Origin of the sequence: Bradyrhizobium sp. URHD0069, assembly GCF_000701345.1 — a bacterium.
Lineage (GTDB): Bacteria > Pseudomonadota > Alphaproteobacteria > Rhizobiales > Xanthobacteraceae > Bradyrhizobium.
The window spans coordinates 30,934-44,944 of the sequence record NZ_JNIJ01000029.1; the positions used below are offsets into that span (position 1 = coordinate 30,934).

The window sequence follows — 14,011 nt, forward strand, 5'->3', positions numbered from 1 at the left end:
GGCACTGACTACGGCGTCTTCGGCCGCACGATGGCCCAGCCGATCCGCAACAGCGGCTGCCGTCCGGTTATCAGGCGTTCGAACGCCCGCGGCACTTCCGGGACCAGGCCGGGAAACCGCTTTGCAATATCGGCCGGCGGGGTACCGATCGTGTCGGAGGCGCGCCAGACCACGACGCCGCCGGTTTCGTTGAACTTCGCCAGCGTAAACCACGGCGTGCGTTCCGGCGCCGCGTCGAGAAACAGATGAGGACGCCCGGCACCCAGTGAGATCAAAGCCGCCAGCCGCGGATCGCCTGCCACCGCCGGCAGCGGCTGGTTGGTGCGCCGCTCAAAACTGTCGCCAAAAAAATGCGCGATCGCAGGCGCAGGCAGCGACGTCGCCACCTCACCGCTGGCGGTCCAGGGCAGAAAAACCGTGATCGCGATGACTGGGAGCGCGGGCGCAATGACGGCTGCCGCCCAGACCGAGCGAAGCACCCGCTGACGCCGCAGATGAATCAGATCGCCGGCCGCGACGATCACCGCCAGTCCGGACATCAACAGCGCGACGCCCGCCCCGCCCGCGACCTGCTCAAGATCGAACAGGCCAGAGATCACGCTTCCCACGAGCGCGGGAGCAACGGCAAAGAAATAAACGAAATCGCGCGCCAGCGGATCGAGCTTCGACCGATAGATGATCGGCGCCTCTTCCGGCTTGCGGCCGAACCAGCCAGAGTTGAGCGCCGCCAGCAGCACGATGCCGGATATCGCGAACAGCAGGCCGCCGAGCAATGCGGCCCAATGCAGCGCCCTTCCGCTTAAATCCGCAATCGCCGGCCATGGCGGCAGCGCCAAAGTGTCGGCGCGGATCAACCAAATCAGATATGGCAGCGCCAGCACGACAATCACCAACAGCGCAAACAGCGGATCGAACGACATCAGCGAGCGCCGTCGGCGTGGGGTCGCAAGGGCAAATACGATGATCGGCAGCAACAGGCCGATTGCGGCGGAGGTCGTCAGCAACAACAGTCCGGCTTCGATGGACCATGCGAACCAGGCGTTGCGGCGGCCCTGGCCGATCAGTTGCCAGGAATGCAGCAGCAGCAGTGCCCAGAGCGGACGTGCGAGCACCAGGGGACCGAACTCGACGCCGGGCGAACTGAACGCCGTGACCGTCATCGTCAGCAGGACCGCGAGCACCGCCTGTTGTCCGCCGACAATGGCGCGCGCCAGCAGATACAGCGCGGAGAACGTCGTGATCGAGCAAAGCTGCGCCAGCAGATAGACGCCGAACATGCCCCCGGCGCGGAACGCGAGGTCGGCGAGCCAGAACGCCAGCGGCGGGCCGAGATCGGTCCCCACCTGGTATTCCCGGCCAAAGGCGAGCAGCATAGCAAGGTCGTCGGGAGGGCTTCGATACAGCACAACCGGCAGGATCAGCCACAGCGCTGCCTGAAGCATCACCACAAGCCAAACCACCAGCCGGGGCCGGGCGCGGATCAGTTCGATGATCAGGGAGGTGAAACGCATGAACCGTCCGAAATGCCTCAACCAGCCCGCAAGACGGCCCTATTCGATCCCGAACGTGTGATAAAGCGCGTCAGCCGCGGAGGCAACTAGAGTTGAATTGCGGCCGAAACCTCGGCGTCGAGCGGCGTTTCCCCCGTGATAAGGTCGCGTTCGATTGTCGCCGGCTGATGTTTTTCCCGCGCGGCGACGACGGGTGCGAAGAAACGGCGGTGATGCACCGTGGGTCCAAGGCGATGCAGCGCATCGAGATGTTCCGGCACGCCATAGCCCTTGTGCGACTCGAAGCCATAGCCCGGACAATCCTGCGCCAAGGCGCACATCAGTCGGTCGCGCGTGACTTTGGCGATGATCGACGCCGCCGCGATCGAGACCACCAGCCCGTCGCCGCCGATCACGGCGTCGCAGTCGCACGGCGTATCGAGCCGGTCGCGGCCGTCGACGAACACATGCTTCGGCATTTCGGGGAGCGCGTGCACCGCGCGCGCCAGCGCCCACAGCGACGCACGCAGGATATTGTCGCGATCGATCCGCGCCGGCGAGCCGAATGCGACGGCAAACGAGGCGGTAGCGCAAATTTCCTCGAACAGTTCCTCGCGGCGCTCCGGCGTCAGCCGTTTGGAATCGTCGATGCCCTTGGGAATCCGCTTGGGATCGAGCACCACAGCCGCCGCCACGACCGGCCCCGCCAGCGGACCGCGGCCGGCCTCATCGCAGCCGGCCACCGGCCAGACGCCGCGCTTGATCAGCGCGCGCTCGCGGCGAAAGTTAGGCGGCGCGACCGCGATCACGCCCTTTGGCAGCGTGGCGGGATCTTTCTCGGATTTATCGCGAATCATGCCGGGATGGTGCGCAAGCGCGCCCAGCGGCGCAACCGGGAACTCGGCGCAATTCCCGCTATTCAATCCTGGTGTTTAGTCCTGCAGATGAACGCGGCGATCTTCGCCCACCTCGATGCCCGGAGCCACCACGACCTCCCACGGATGATTATCGGGATCGGCGAAATATCCGGAGTAGCCGCCGTATTCGGTCTTGTGCCCAGGCTTCAGCAGCGACGCGCCCTTTGAGATTGCAAAATCCAGCACCGCATCGACCTCCTCCGTCGTGCGGCAATTCCAGGCAAGCGTCATCCCGCGAAACGCCTGGGGTCGCGGGTTTTCGGGAAGCGTGACGTCTTGCGCCAGCTGATCCCATGGAAACAGCGCGAGTACTGTGCCGCCAGTGTCGAAGAACGCAACGGCCTCGCCGGTTGCACGCAATTTCCGCGCAAACCCAAGCGCTTCGTAAAATGCGATGCTGGCGCGCAGATTGCTGACGCCGAGCGTGATGACCGTAAGTCGCGGAACCGGTGCTGATGACGTGCCACTCATCCTACTCTCCATCCGTCATTGCGAGGAGCAACGCGACGAAGCAATCCATCTTGCTTTGCGGCCCCGTGGATTGCTTCGCTTCGCTCGCAATGACGGCAACGAAATCTTGTCACCCTCAAAACAAACTGAGTTGCTGCCCGGTGCGCTTCGGCCGCGCGAAATGATCGGTGGTCAATTTCGAACGCCGCTTGTTGAGCCCAAGCTTCTCGCAGGCGACCTCGAACCGCCGTCCGATCATCCAGGCCATCGGTCCGGTGCCTTTCATACGGGTTCCCCACTGGGAGTCATAGTCGCGCCCGCCACGCATGTCGCGGATCAGCGTAAAGACGTGGCGGTAGCGCTCCGGATAATTGGCCATCAGCCATTCGCGGAAAAGGTCGCGCACTTCAAGCGGCAGGCGCAGCAGGACATAGCTTGCCTCCTTGACACCGGCATGCGCCGCTGCGTCAAGAATGCGCTCGATCTCGGAATCGTTCAGCGCCGGGATGACAGGCGCTACCATCACCGTGGTCGGAATGCCCGCTTCGGAAAGTTGTCGCAGCGCTTCCAGCCGTTTGGGCGGAGTCGAAGCGCGCGGCTCCATGGTTCGTGCAAGTTTTGCATCGAGCGTCGTGACCGAAATCGCCACCTTGGCGAGGTTGCGTTTTGCCATCCGCGCGAGAATATCGATATCGCGCGTCACCAACGCCGATTTGGTAACTATGCCGACGGGATGGCCGGCGCGCTCCAGCACTTCGAGAATGCCGCGCATGATATTCCGCTCGCGCTCGATCGGCTGATAGGGATCGGTGTTGGTGCCGATCGCGATCATCCGTGGTTCGTAATCCTGCGCCGCCAGTTCTTTTTCCAGCAGGGCCGGCGCATCGGGCTTGGCGAACAGCCTGGATTCGAAGTCCAGCCCCGGCGACAGCCCGAGATAGGCATGGGTCGGCCGCGCAAAACAGTAGACGCAGCCATGCTCGCAGCCCCGATAAGGGTTGATCGAACGGTCGAAGCCGATATCGGGAGAATCGTTGCGGGTGATGACCTTGCGCGCGGTATCGACCGCGACGGTGGTCTTGAACGGCGGCAATTCATCGAGGCTCTGCCAGCCGTCATCGAACGCGACCCGCGCTTCAGCCTCGAAGCGGCCGCTGTCATTGGATTGCGCGCCACGGCCGCGCCGCCGCTCGCGCTCGATCGCGACCTCGAGTTCGGGAAAAGGCGAAGGTGCACCCGCCGGCTCGGAGGGCGCCGTGACCGGCGGGTGCTTGAGGGCATGAGAGGATGCTCGACTCATGGTCAGAACATAGCATGCGATGAGAACAAATCAAGAACATAAAAATCGCCCCTTCCAGATCGAGAGATGAAGCCGTCGGATGGCCGGCGGCTCGCTGCGTTGCCACAAAAAGCTGCATCCGGAAGGCTGATTTGATGGTGGCAAGGTGATAACAGTGCGGCGTTTTCCTACCCCTTTGAGGTGTCGAAAAACCGGCAATGCTGAGTGTCATTATCCCAACCGAAGGCGTCGAACAGCCCGCCGTCGCTACCCTTGCTGCTTTGGTGCCGGGCGCCGCGGCCGGCTTGGTGCGCGAGGTGTTGCTGGTCGACCGGGCCCGCTCCGGCGTGATCGAACGGGTCGCCGACGTCGCGGGCTGCCGCTTCTTGCCGTTCGAGGGATCGCATGCAGCGGCGCTCGCGACCGGCGCCCGGCAGGCCCGCTCCCCCTGGCTGATGTTCCTGCATGCCGGCGCGGTACTGGACAGCGGCTGGATCGATGAAACCGTACAATTCATCCAGGGCGTCTCGGGCAGCGGCCGGCCCCGCGCCGGCATCTTCCGCTACGCCCGCTCGCCCTACGCCGATACGCGGTTGCGTGACGGTTTCAAGTTTCTCGCGCGGATGATTGTCGGGCCGTCGGCGGATCAGGGACTATTGATCGCGCGGGACCATTACGACCGGCTCGGAGGCTACGCGCCCGACGCCCGCCGTTCCGAGGCCAGGCTGCTGCGGCAGCTCGGCCGCTCGTCGCGCACGCTGCTGCGCAGCCGGATCATGGTGGCCTGAGGCGCCCGCCGAGATACTTGCCAAAGTCAAATAATTATTTGACAATGGCAAGTGTGCCATGTCTCACGATGCCGACGATCAGATCGCAGCGGTCCGCGCCTTCAACCGCTTCTACACAAGCAGGCTCGGCGTGCTCGACCAGCACCTGCTGAAGAGCCCGTTCTCGCTGAGCGAGGCGCGGGTGCTGTACGAACTGGCGCACCGGGAGGATCCGGCCGCCAAGGAGATCGGAATCGAGCTTGGCCTCGATCCCGGCTATCTCAGCCGGATCGTCCAGAAATTCGATGACGGCGGGCTGATCACCCGCAAACCCCTGCCCTCGGACCGGCGGCAATACCGGCTCGGCCTGACGGCCAAGGGGCGCCAGGCGTTCGCCAAGCTCGAGCGCAGTTCGGACAACGATATCGGGGCGATGCTCGCCGCGATGCCGCGCGGCGAAGGTGGGCGGCTGACCGCGGCGATGGCGGTGATCGAACGCCTGCTCGGCGCATCAGAGCGTTCTCCCCGACCCGCGATCCTCCGCGACCCCGGTCCGGGCGACATGGGATGGGTGATGCAGAGCCATGGTGCGTTTTATGCCCGCGAATACGGCTTCGACTCCTCATTCGAAGCGCTGGTCGCGGAGATCGCCGCAAAATTCCTGACCTCGTTCGACGCCTCGCGGGAGCGCTGCTGGATCGCCGAGGTCGATGGCGCCCAGGTGGGCTCGGTGTTTCTGGTCAGGCATACCGACAACATCGCAAAGCTGCGGTTACTGCTGGTAGAGCCGGCCGGGCGTGGACAAGGACTCGGCCAGCGGCTGGTCGCCGAATGCATCTCGTTCGCGCGGCAATGCGGCTATCGCAAAATCACGCTATGGACCCAGAGCATTCTGGTCACCGCACGGAAGATTTATCAGAACGCCGGCTTCGTGCTGGTGGCCACCGAGCCGCACCGCAGTTTCGGCCAAAGCCTGATCGGCGAGACCTGGGAGCGCGAACTGTGAAGTCCGGGCGTCGCGATGGTTACGCCGACGCACCCTTCGCCTTCGGCCGCCGCAAATGTTCATCGAGCCTCGGCATGATCTCGACGAAATTGCAGGGCCGCGTGCGGTAATCAAGCTGGGCCGCGAGAATGCCATCCCACGCATCGCGACAGGCGCCCGGCGATCCCGGCAGGCAGAAGATGAACGTGGCGCCCGCGACACCCGCAGTGGCGCGGCTCTGGATCGTCGAGGTGCCGATCTTGGCGTAGCTCAGCATGTGAAATGCGGTGGAAAAACCATCCATCCGTTTTTCGAACAACGGCTCGATCGCCTCCGGCGTCACGTCGCGACCGGTGAAGCCGGTGCCGCCTGTAGTGATGATGGCATCGACGCCGGGATCGGCGATCCATCTTTTGATGATGGTGCGGATCGCATCGACGTCGTCGACGCTGATCTCGCGCGCCGCGAGCATATGACCGGCCGCGGTGAGCCGCTCCGACAGCGTCGTGCCGGACTTGTCATCCTCAAGCGTGCGCGTGTCGGAAATCGTCAGCACCGCGATGTTGAGCGGCACGAATTCTTTCAATTTGTCGATAGAGGACATTTGCGAAACCTTGTCTGTCATTCCGGCCAGGCCGCGAAGCGCGCTGATCCGGAAATCTCATGAGTTCGGCACCAGGATTCCAGCTTCGCGCTTTCAGCGCGCCCCGGAAGACGCCGGTCCGTTAAAGCGAATTCGCGCCGAACGTATTGCAGGCCTGCACCGTGCCCTGCTGATAGCCGGTCATGAACCATTGCTTTCGTTGCGCGGCGGAGCCGTGGGTAAACGAATCCGGCACCACCCGCCCCGTAGCTTGCCGCTGCAGCGTGTCGTCGCCGATCGCGGCCGCCGTCCTCAGCGCGGCATCGATGTCGCCCGCTTCGAGGAAGCCGGGACGCTTCTTCTCCTCGCGGTTGACCCAGACGCCCGACAGACAATCCGCCTGCAGCTCGACCTTCACTTGCAGCGCATTGGCTTCGGCCTTGCTGCCGACCTGCTGCTGCAGCCGTGTCACGCGCGGCAGGATGCCGAGCAGGTTCTGGATGTGATGCCCTGCTTCATGGGCGATGATATAGGCGGTGGTGAACTTGCAGGCATTGCCCGAGCAGCCGCGAAACCGCGTCTCGACCTGACGGAAAAAGCTGGTGTCGAGGAAAATCGTTCTATCCGGCGGGCAGTAGAACGGGCCCATCGCGGACTGTGCCATGCCGCAGCGTCCGCCATTGGTGGCGTTGCGAAACAATACGATCTTCGGACCTGTATAGTTTTGCCCGTTGGCCTTGAAGATTTCGCTCCAGCGATCATCAATCTCGCCGAGGATGCCGGCGATCATGCTGCCCATCTCGTCGGTCGGCGCGCCGGTCTTGGCAGGCGCGGACCTGCGATCGGTTTGATAGCTCGGCGCCTGTCCGCCGCCGGTAAGAATTTCCGCGCCGCCGATCAGGATGCGCGGGTCGATGCCGAAGGCATAGCCGACGAGACCGAGCACGATGATGGTGCCGATGCCGAGCCCACCACCGCCCATCGGAAGACCAAAGCCGCCGCCACCACCCATTCCGCCGCCATCATCGCCGCGACGGTCCTCGATCTCGTCGCTGCGGCGGAAGTCATCGTAACGCATGGCGGTTTTTCCTCATCCGGCTTGCTGGCAGCGCACTCGCCGATACCCAACGCGGTACGAACGTAAAATTTCCATTCCATTAATCAATAACCCGCCCGGCAAAAATTGCCTAGCGTGAAAGAATTGCCCGATTAAGTCGATTTTTACTTTGCGCAGTCAATGTATCGCCAGTCGGTTGTTTAGTCCCGCGTCGCCGACAGCGTCGCCTGAGTCAGAGTATTTGAATCATGGTTGTGTCGCGTCGCGGGGCGTCTGCAAAGGCGCCCCGCACTAAATTTGAGTCCTCTTTCGATGCCCGTATCGTCGTAGGCGATTGCGTCGCCGAGATGTCGAAGCTTCCGTCAGGCTCCGTCGACCTGGTATTCGCAGATCCGCCGTACAACCTGCAGCTGAAGGGCGATCTCAAGCGTCCCGACGAATCCCATGTCGATGCCGTCAATAATGACTGGGACAAGTTTTCATCCTTCGCCGCATACGACGATTTCACCCGCGCCTGGCTGCTCGCCTGCCGCCGGATCATGAAGCCGTCGGCGACGCTGTGGGTGATCGGCTCCTACCACAACATTTTTCGCGTCGGCGCGATCATGCAGGACCTGGGCTTCTGGGTCCTGAACGACATCGTCTGGCGCAAGACCAATCCGATGCCGAATTTCCGCGGCCGCCGCTTCACCAATGCCCATGAAACCATGATCTGGGCGGCGCGCGACGAAAAAGCCAAAGGCTATACTTTCAACTACGAGGCCTTGAAGGCCGCCAACGAGGACGTGCAGGCACGTTCCGACTGGCTGATTCCGCTATGCACCGGCGACGAACGCTTGAAGGGCGAGGACGGCAAAAAGGTCCACCCGACGCAGAAGCCCGAAGGCCTGCTGGCGCGCGTGCTGCTGTCGTCTTCGAAGCCCGGCGACCTCGTGATCGATCCGTTCAACGGCACCGGCACCACAGGCGCCGTCGCCAAGCGTCTCGGCCGCCGCTACATCGGCTTCGAACGCGATCGGACCTATGCGGCTGCGGCGGAAGCGCGCATCGCTGCGGTCGAACCGCTGCCGGATGCGACATTGGCACCGTTCATGACCGCGCGCGAGGCGCCGCGGGTGGCGTTCTCCGAGCTGATCGAGCGCGGCATGATTTCGCCCGGAACCCGCTTGGTCGATTCCAGGAAGCGCCACGGTGCCCTGGTGCGCGCCGACGGCGCCATCATGCTCGGCGACAAGGTCGGCTCGATTCACCGCATCGGTGCGGTGGCGCAAGGCTCAGGTGCCTGCAACGGCTGGACCTTCTGGCACATCGAGACCAACAAGGGCCTGCGGCTGATCGACGAGCTGCGCGCCGAAATCCGCTCGGAGATGGCAGCCCTGTAATTTGCGCATGCTGACTGCGCGCCATTCGGGCTGGATTCGCTGTATTGTTGAGCGTTCGCCATCCGTGCAGACCGTGATTTGCGGTCGCGATGAAATCGTCCGATGCGATCAAGAGAACCCGAAACGTTGTTGTGGCTACCGCTATTGCCGATCTTTTTTCTCGGCGTCTTCCCGATGTTGCTGCTAAGCTTCCTGGGGTTTGCCGGCCTCGTCATCCTCGGCGTGCTGATGATTTGTGTCGGTTTGGACGACGCCTTGGAAGCAAATAGTAATTTCAATCAGCAGGTCATCGTCCACGGCTACGCGAGGCGATCGGAACGGGCCATTCAGGCGTCGAATTTGCATTCGGAAATTCGTTTTGCCACCATCATGAACATAACCGGCGCCGCATTGGTGGTTGCCGGAGTGATCGGGTTTTTCTGCTTCGGCTGATCGACAAGCCGCGCGGGCTTCTGTCGCGGGCTTCTGTGATGACTGCGGCTTAAGTCAGCGTATCGTAAGGCGGGCAAGGGGGCGCGCTTCGCGCGGTTCCCGCCATGCCACCGCAGTGCAAAAATTATCGGTCGGCACGCGGTGTTTGTCATCGGGCGCGCGTACGCGACCCGTTGGCTTTGCCTGAAACCGCTACTTGCAAAGTCATCGCTTGCGCATTCGGCAAAATTTCAGCATGGACATGCCGTCTGTGGCATTTGTCGCCGGACCTCATTTTCTCGGCAACACACAGAAGCAAGGGAGAATCTTGATGCTCAAATTCTACTTCAACGGCGCGCCGAATCCGAACAAGGTCGCGCTGTTTCTGGAAGAGTCCGGCCTGCCCTATGAGCTGGTGCCGGTCGATACCCGCACGGGCGATCAGTTTAAGCCCGAATTCCTCAAAGTGAATCCGAATGGCAAGGTGCCGGCGATCGACGACGACGGCGTGTTCGTGTTCGACTCTAACGCGATCCTGCTTTACCTCGCCGAGAAGACCGGCAAATTCCTGCCCGCCGCCACGCCCAAGAACCGCGCAGAATTGCTGTCATGGCTGATGTTCATCGCCACCGGCCTCGGACCGTATTCGGGACAGGCGGTGCATTTCAAGCACTTCGCGCCGCGAGACCTCGGAAAGGCCCTCGAATATCCGCACAACCGCTATCAGTTCGAAGCGCATCGCCATTACAAGATCCTCGACGATCATCTCGCCAACAGCCGCTACATGGTCGGCGATACCTACACCATCGTCGACATGGCGTTCTGGGGCTGGGCGCGGCTGGGGCCGTTCGTGCTCGGCGACGACGTGTTCACAAAATATTCCAACGTGAAGCGTCTGGTCGATGAGGTCTCGGCGAGACCGGCCGCGCCGCGGGCGATCGCGCTGAAAGACAAGTTTGTCTTCAAGGCCGAAATGGACGACGAGGCGCGCGCCATCATGTTCCGCCATCTCAAGACCAAGGCGGCCTGATCGGGCTCGAGAACCCCCCGCGATGGCCGGGCTTGTCCCGGCCATCCACGCCCTTCTGCTTCCGGGCTCGCAAGACGTGAATGCGGACGCGGCTGCGCGCCCGCCACAGCCGAGCGGCCGCGACGATAGCGCGGCCGGCGGCAAACCTTGAAGCTGCGAGCGATGCTTGAGGATGACGGCTATTGTCCGCGCAAGCACTGCTCAAGGTGTCAGCCCGCGAGTTTCCGCTCTTCCGGAAACGGCCCGAGCACGCGCTCGACCAGCGTGGAATCGCAATATTCCTTGATCTGCTTGATCCTGCCGTCCTCGATCCGCCACACCATGCAATACTGCTGATCGTAGCGCAGGCCGGCCTTGGTCACGTTGTCGCCGCGCGCCTCGACCACGACATAGTCACCCTCGGCGATGAAATTGAACGCGACCGTGCGCGGCCGTACCGCGAAGAACGAACGGAAATGGCCCATCAGGCCGTTCTGGATCGCGTCCCGGCCTTTGAACTCATGCGACCATGAATACTGGCCGGTGACGATCCAAATGGCATCTTCAGCGAGATTGTCGGCGAACGTCGTGCCGCTGCGATTGGCGAAGTCGGTATAGACCTGCTGCACGAGTTTCTTGTTGGCTTCGGTGCTCATCGAGCTTCTCCATTGATTGGCTGTTGCAAATCAATGGCGCTCCCGTCGGCATTCTTCCAATCGATAGTGAGTATGATATATATTCACTTCATGAATTTGCATTCACTTGACCTCAACCTGCTGGTCGCGCTCGACGCGCTGCTCAAGGAAGCCAGCGTCAGCCGGGCGGCGATGCGGATCGGGCTGTCGCAACCCGCGGCGAGCCACGCGCTGCAGCGGCTGCGCGAGGTGCTCGGCGACCCCCTGCTGGTTCGCACTGGCGCGCGCATGGAATTGACGCCACGGGCTCAGGCGCTGCGCGGGCCACTGGCGCAGGCGCTCGACCAGGTGCGCGGGCTTTTCATTCCCGATGATTTCGATGCCGGCAGCAGCGAGCGGCACTTTCGCTTGATGATGCCCGATCTCGCGGTAGAGCTTCTGGTGCCGCCGCTGATGAAGCAGATTGCGCGGCTCGCTCCGAACGTCCGGCTCGATGTCGTGCCGTGGCGCGGTCCTGCGATCTTTACCGCGGAGTTTGCACGCACGATCGATCTCGTGATCAGCATTGGCGACGCCTTCAAGGGATTTCACCGCCAGCTACTCTATACCGATCGCGACGCGCTCGCGGTGCGGCGCGGCCATCCCATGGCTACTAGGCTTGGTCGGCGTGATGTTTTCCTCAACGCGCGGCATGTCGCCGTCATTATCCGCGGCGAAAGTGAGGACCTGATCGACGGCTGGCTGCGTAGTAAGGGGATCGAGCGCCGGATCGCGCTCGTGGTGCCCGGCTATATTGAGGCGCTCCATATCGTGGCGCGCACCGATCTCGTGGCATTCGTCCCAAGCCGGCTGATCGCCGCGCTCGCAAAACCATTGTCGCTGATCGCAGTTACACCACCGCTTGACCCCGGCATCGACGAACAGTTCATGTTCTATCCGACACGGGCCCAGTTCGATCCCGGATCAATCTGGCTGCGCAACCTGATGCTGCAAACCGGCCGCGGGCTTGATCGTCCGAAGCGCAAGGCTGCGTAGGCTGGACAAGGGCGCGCTTTTCGCGCCGTGCCGACCGCTTTGCGCCGGTTGCGCCATGGTGGGCACGGTTCGCTTTGCTCGCCCTGCACACTGCCCCCTTCCTGCACGCTCCCCTTTCGCAGTTGCCCCCGCCGCCCTCCCATGCGATGACGCCTCAGCTGAAGAGGCTTGGTCATGACCGTTCTTATCGCCGGCGGCGGCATCGGCGGGCTGACGCTGGCGCTTAGCCTGCACCAGATCGGCATTCCCGCCAAAGTGTTCGAGAGCGTATCCGAGTTGAAGCCGCTCGGCCTCGGCGTCAACGTGCTGCCGCACGCGGTGCGCGAGCTGATCGAACTGGGCCTGCTTAGCGAGCTTGACGCAGCAGGCGTGCAAACCAAAGAGCTCGCGTATTTTTCCAAGCACGGCAAGCCGATCTGGAGCGAGCCGCGCGGCATCGAGGCGGGTTACAAATGGCCGCAATTCTCGATCCATCGCGGCACGCTGCAACAGATCCTGCTCGACGCCGCGATCGAACGATTGGGCGCTGAGAATATTCTCACCGGCCATCATCTCAGCGGCTGGACCGAGACATCGGATGGCGTCCGCGCTGATTTCATCGATAAAGCCACCGGCAAATCGGCGGGCACCCATGAGGGCGTGCTGCTGATCGCGGCCGATGGCATCCATTCCGCGATCCGCGAAAAACTCTATCCGCAGGAAGGCCCGCCGATCTGGAACGGGCGCATCCTCTGGCGCGGCATCACGGCAAGCGATGCGTTCCTCTCCGGCCGCACCATGATCATGGCCGGCCACGAAATCCTGAAGTTCGTCTGCTACCCGATTTCCAAAGAAGCGGACGCCAACGGCAAGTATCAGATCAATTGGGTCGCCGAGCGGCACATGCAGCCGACCTACCAATGGCGCCGTGAGGACTACAACCGCACCGCAAAACTCGAAGAGTTCCTGCCGTGGTTCAAGGATTGGCGGTTCGACTGGCTGGACGTGGCAGGCCTGATCCGCAATTGCCCGCACGCATACGAATATCCGTTGGTCGACCGCGATCCTGTCCCACAATGGACGTTCGGCCGCACCACCCTGATGGGCGATGCCGCGCATCCGATGTACCCGATCGGCTCCAACGGCGCGTCGCAGGCGATCCTCGACGCCCGCGTCATCACTCGCGAAATTCTGGCGCAGGGCGTGACCCACGCTGCGCTGGTCGCGTATGAAGCGGAGCGCCGGCCCGCCACTACTGATCTTGTCATGCTCAACCGGCGCAACGGGCCGGAGCAGGTGATGCAACTGGTCGAGGAACGCGCACCCGACGGGTACAACGTCGTCACGGACGTGCTGTCGCTTCAGGAACTCGAAGACATCGCCGCCAACTACAAGCGCGTCGCCGGCTTCCAGGTCGAAGCCCTCAACGCCAAGCCGCCGATTGTGCGGATTCCGACCGGCGCGCCGCGGGTCAGCGCGGTCTAGAGGCGGCGCAGCTCAACTATCGAATTGCCTTCGCCGTTTCGACCAGGCGAGCGCTTGTGGTGGCCGTGGCGAGCACGGCGCCGTCCGCAGCCGTCAGCCTTCCCTCGACGAAGGCAATCGTCTTGCCAAGTTGCGTGACATTCGCCTCACCGACGATCGGCCCCGGCTTCGCCGGCGCCAGAAAATTGACGGTGATGGTGATGGTGGCCGTGTAGAGCCTTCCTTCGGTCATGACGAAGACGGCGGGGCCCATAGTGTCATCGAGCATGGCTGCGAGGATGCCGCCCTGGACGAAGCCGGCCGGATTGCAGAACTCTTTCTTGCCGTCGAAGCCAATCCGAACCCAACCCTGTTCGTGCCGGGCATCGAGCAAGCGCCAACCAAGCAATTTGGAAGATGGCGGCGCTTCGAGACGGTCGAGTGCGGTGCCAATCATGGCCTTGCTCCGTTTGGCCAAGCCTTACTGCAAGCCTGCTGACAGCGTGGTGTCAGCAGGCACGGGGTGCAACCGATCTCAGAGGTCCAGCCCTGCCTTGCGATCGGCCCC

At 62.9% G+C, this 14,011-nt stretch carries 15 protein-coding genes; 7 read left to right on the forward strand and 8 right to left on the reverse strand.

Going from position 1 to position 14,011, the window contains the following annotated elements:
* Nucleotides 1-8: 8 nt before the first annotated feature.
* The 4 genes from N554_RS0118460 to N554_RS0118475 form a co-directional block, all read right to left on the reverse strand.
* Nucleotides 9-1,511 (reverse strand): glycosyltransferase family 39 protein, encoded by a 1,503-nt coding sequence (locus N554_RS0118460; RefSeq protein ID WP_029584817.1) that lies wholly within the window; start codon nt 1,509-1,511, stop codon nt 9-11.
* 86 nt (nt 1,512-1,597) lie between these two features.
* Nucleotides 1,598-2,347, reverse strand: coding sequence for a ribonuclease HII (locus tag N554_RS0118465; RefSeq protein ID WP_029584818.1), 750 nt, complete (start codon nt 2,345-2,347; stop codon nt 1,598-1,600).
* Between the two features lie 75 nt (nt 2,348-2,422).
* Entirely contained in the window at nt 2,423-2,878 is a 456-nt protein-coding gene (locus N554_RS0118470) for a VOC family protein (protein ID WP_029584819.1), read from the reverse strand.
* Nucleotides 2,879-2,993: 115 nt separating this feature from the next.
* On the reverse strand, nt 2,994-4,157 hold the full coding sequence (locus N554_RS0118475; protein WP_029584820.1) for a PA0069 family radical SAM protein: 1,164 nt from the start codon (nt 4,155-4,157) through the stop codon (nt 2,994-2,996).
* A gap of 197 nt (nt 4,158-4,354) precedes the next feature.
* Between N554_RS0118475 and N554_RS0118480 the strand changes: the two genes are divergently transcribed.
* Nucleotides 4,355-4,924, forward strand: coding sequence for a glycosyltransferase family protein (locus tag N554_RS0118480; RefSeq protein WP_029584821.1), 570 nt, complete (start codon nt 4,355-4,357; stop codon nt 4,922-4,924).
* 58 nt (nt 4,925-4,982) lie between these two features.
* Entirely contained in the window at nt 4,983-5,909 is a 927-nt protein-coding gene (locus tag N554_RS0118485; RefSeq protein WP_029584822.1) for a bifunctional helix-turn-helix transcriptional regulator/GNAT family N-acetyltransferase, read from the forward strand.
* Nucleotides 5,910-5,928: 19 nt separating this feature from the next.
* Here the strand turns inward: N554_RS0118485 and moaB are convergent, their stop codons facing one another.
* Together moaB and N554_RS0118495 are read right to left on the reverse strand one after the other, a co-directional pair.
* Nucleotides 5,929-6,492: a molybdenum cofactor biosynthesis protein B gene (moaB, locus tag N554_RS0118490; protein ID WP_029584823.1), complete on the reverse strand. Its 564-nt coding sequence runs from the start codon at nt 6,490-6,492 to the stop codon at nt 5,929-5,931.
* Between the two features lie 121 nt (nt 6,493-6,613).
* On the reverse strand, nt 6,614-7,549 hold the full coding sequence (locus N554_RS0118495; RefSeq protein ID WP_029584824.1) for a KPN_02809 family neutral zinc metallopeptidase: 936 nt from the start codon (nt 7,547-7,549) through the stop codon (nt 6,614-6,616).
* A gap of 227 nt (nt 7,550-7,776) precedes the next feature.
* Here N554_RS0118495 and N554_RS0118500 point away from each other — a divergent pair, with 227 nt between their 5' ends.
* From N554_RS0118500 to N554_RS0118510, 3 genes are all read left to right on the forward strand, one after another.
* Complete coding sequence (locus N554_RS0118500) at nt 7,777-8,910, forward strand: site-specific DNA-methyltransferase (protein WP_029584825.1); 1,134 nt, start codon at nt 7,777-7,779, stop codon at nt 8,908-8,910.
* A 102-nt stretch (nt 8,911-9,012) separates the two neighbouring features.
* Nucleotides 9,013-9,342: a hypothetical protein gene (locus N554_RS0118505; protein WP_029584826.1), complete on the forward strand. Its 330-nt coding sequence runs from the start codon at nt 9,013-9,015 to the stop codon at nt 9,340-9,342.
* A gap of 310 nt (nt 9,343-9,652) precedes the next feature.
* The gene (locus tag N554_RS0118510) at nt 9,653-10,351 is read left to right on the forward strand and encodes a glutathione S-transferase family protein (protein WP_029584827.1); all 699 of its coding nucleotides are present in this window, start codon (nt 9,653-9,655) and stop codon (nt 10,349-10,351) included.
* Nucleotides 10,352-10,560: 209 nt separating this feature from the next.
* Here N554_RS0118510 and N554_RS0118520 read toward each other — a convergent pair whose 3' ends face one another.
* Nucleotides 10,561-10,986, reverse strand: a complete 426-nt coding sequence (locus N554_RS0118520) for a nuclear transport factor 2 family protein (RefSeq protein ID WP_029584828.1) — start codon at nt 10,984-10,986, stop codon at nt 10,561-10,563.
* Between the two features lie 90 nt (nt 10,987-11,076).
* Between N554_RS0118520 and N554_RS0118525 the strand changes: the two genes are divergently transcribed.
* Both N554_RS0118525 and N554_RS0118530 read left to right on the forward strand, forming a co-directional pair.
* A complete protein-coding gene (locus N554_RS0118525) occupies nt 11,077-12,000 on the forward strand; it encodes a LysR family transcriptional regulator (RefSeq protein WP_029584829.1) in 924 nt (307 codons plus the stop codon).
* Nucleotides 12,001-12,174: 174 nt separating this feature from the next.
* Entirely contained in the window at nt 12,175-13,464 is a 1,290-nt protein-coding gene (locus tag N554_RS0118530; protein ID WP_029584830.1) for a flavin-dependent oxidoreductase, read from the forward strand.
* A 16-nt stretch (nt 13,465-13,480) separates the two neighbouring features.
* On the opposite strand, the gene N554_RS0118535 is transcribed toward N554_RS0118530, so the two are convergent.
* On the reverse strand, nt 13,481-13,900 hold the full coding sequence (locus N554_RS0118535) for a PaaI family thioesterase (protein ID WP_029584831.1): 420 nt from the start codon (nt 13,898-13,900) through the stop codon (nt 13,481-13,483).
* Nucleotides 13,901-14,011 lie beyond the last annotated feature (111 nt).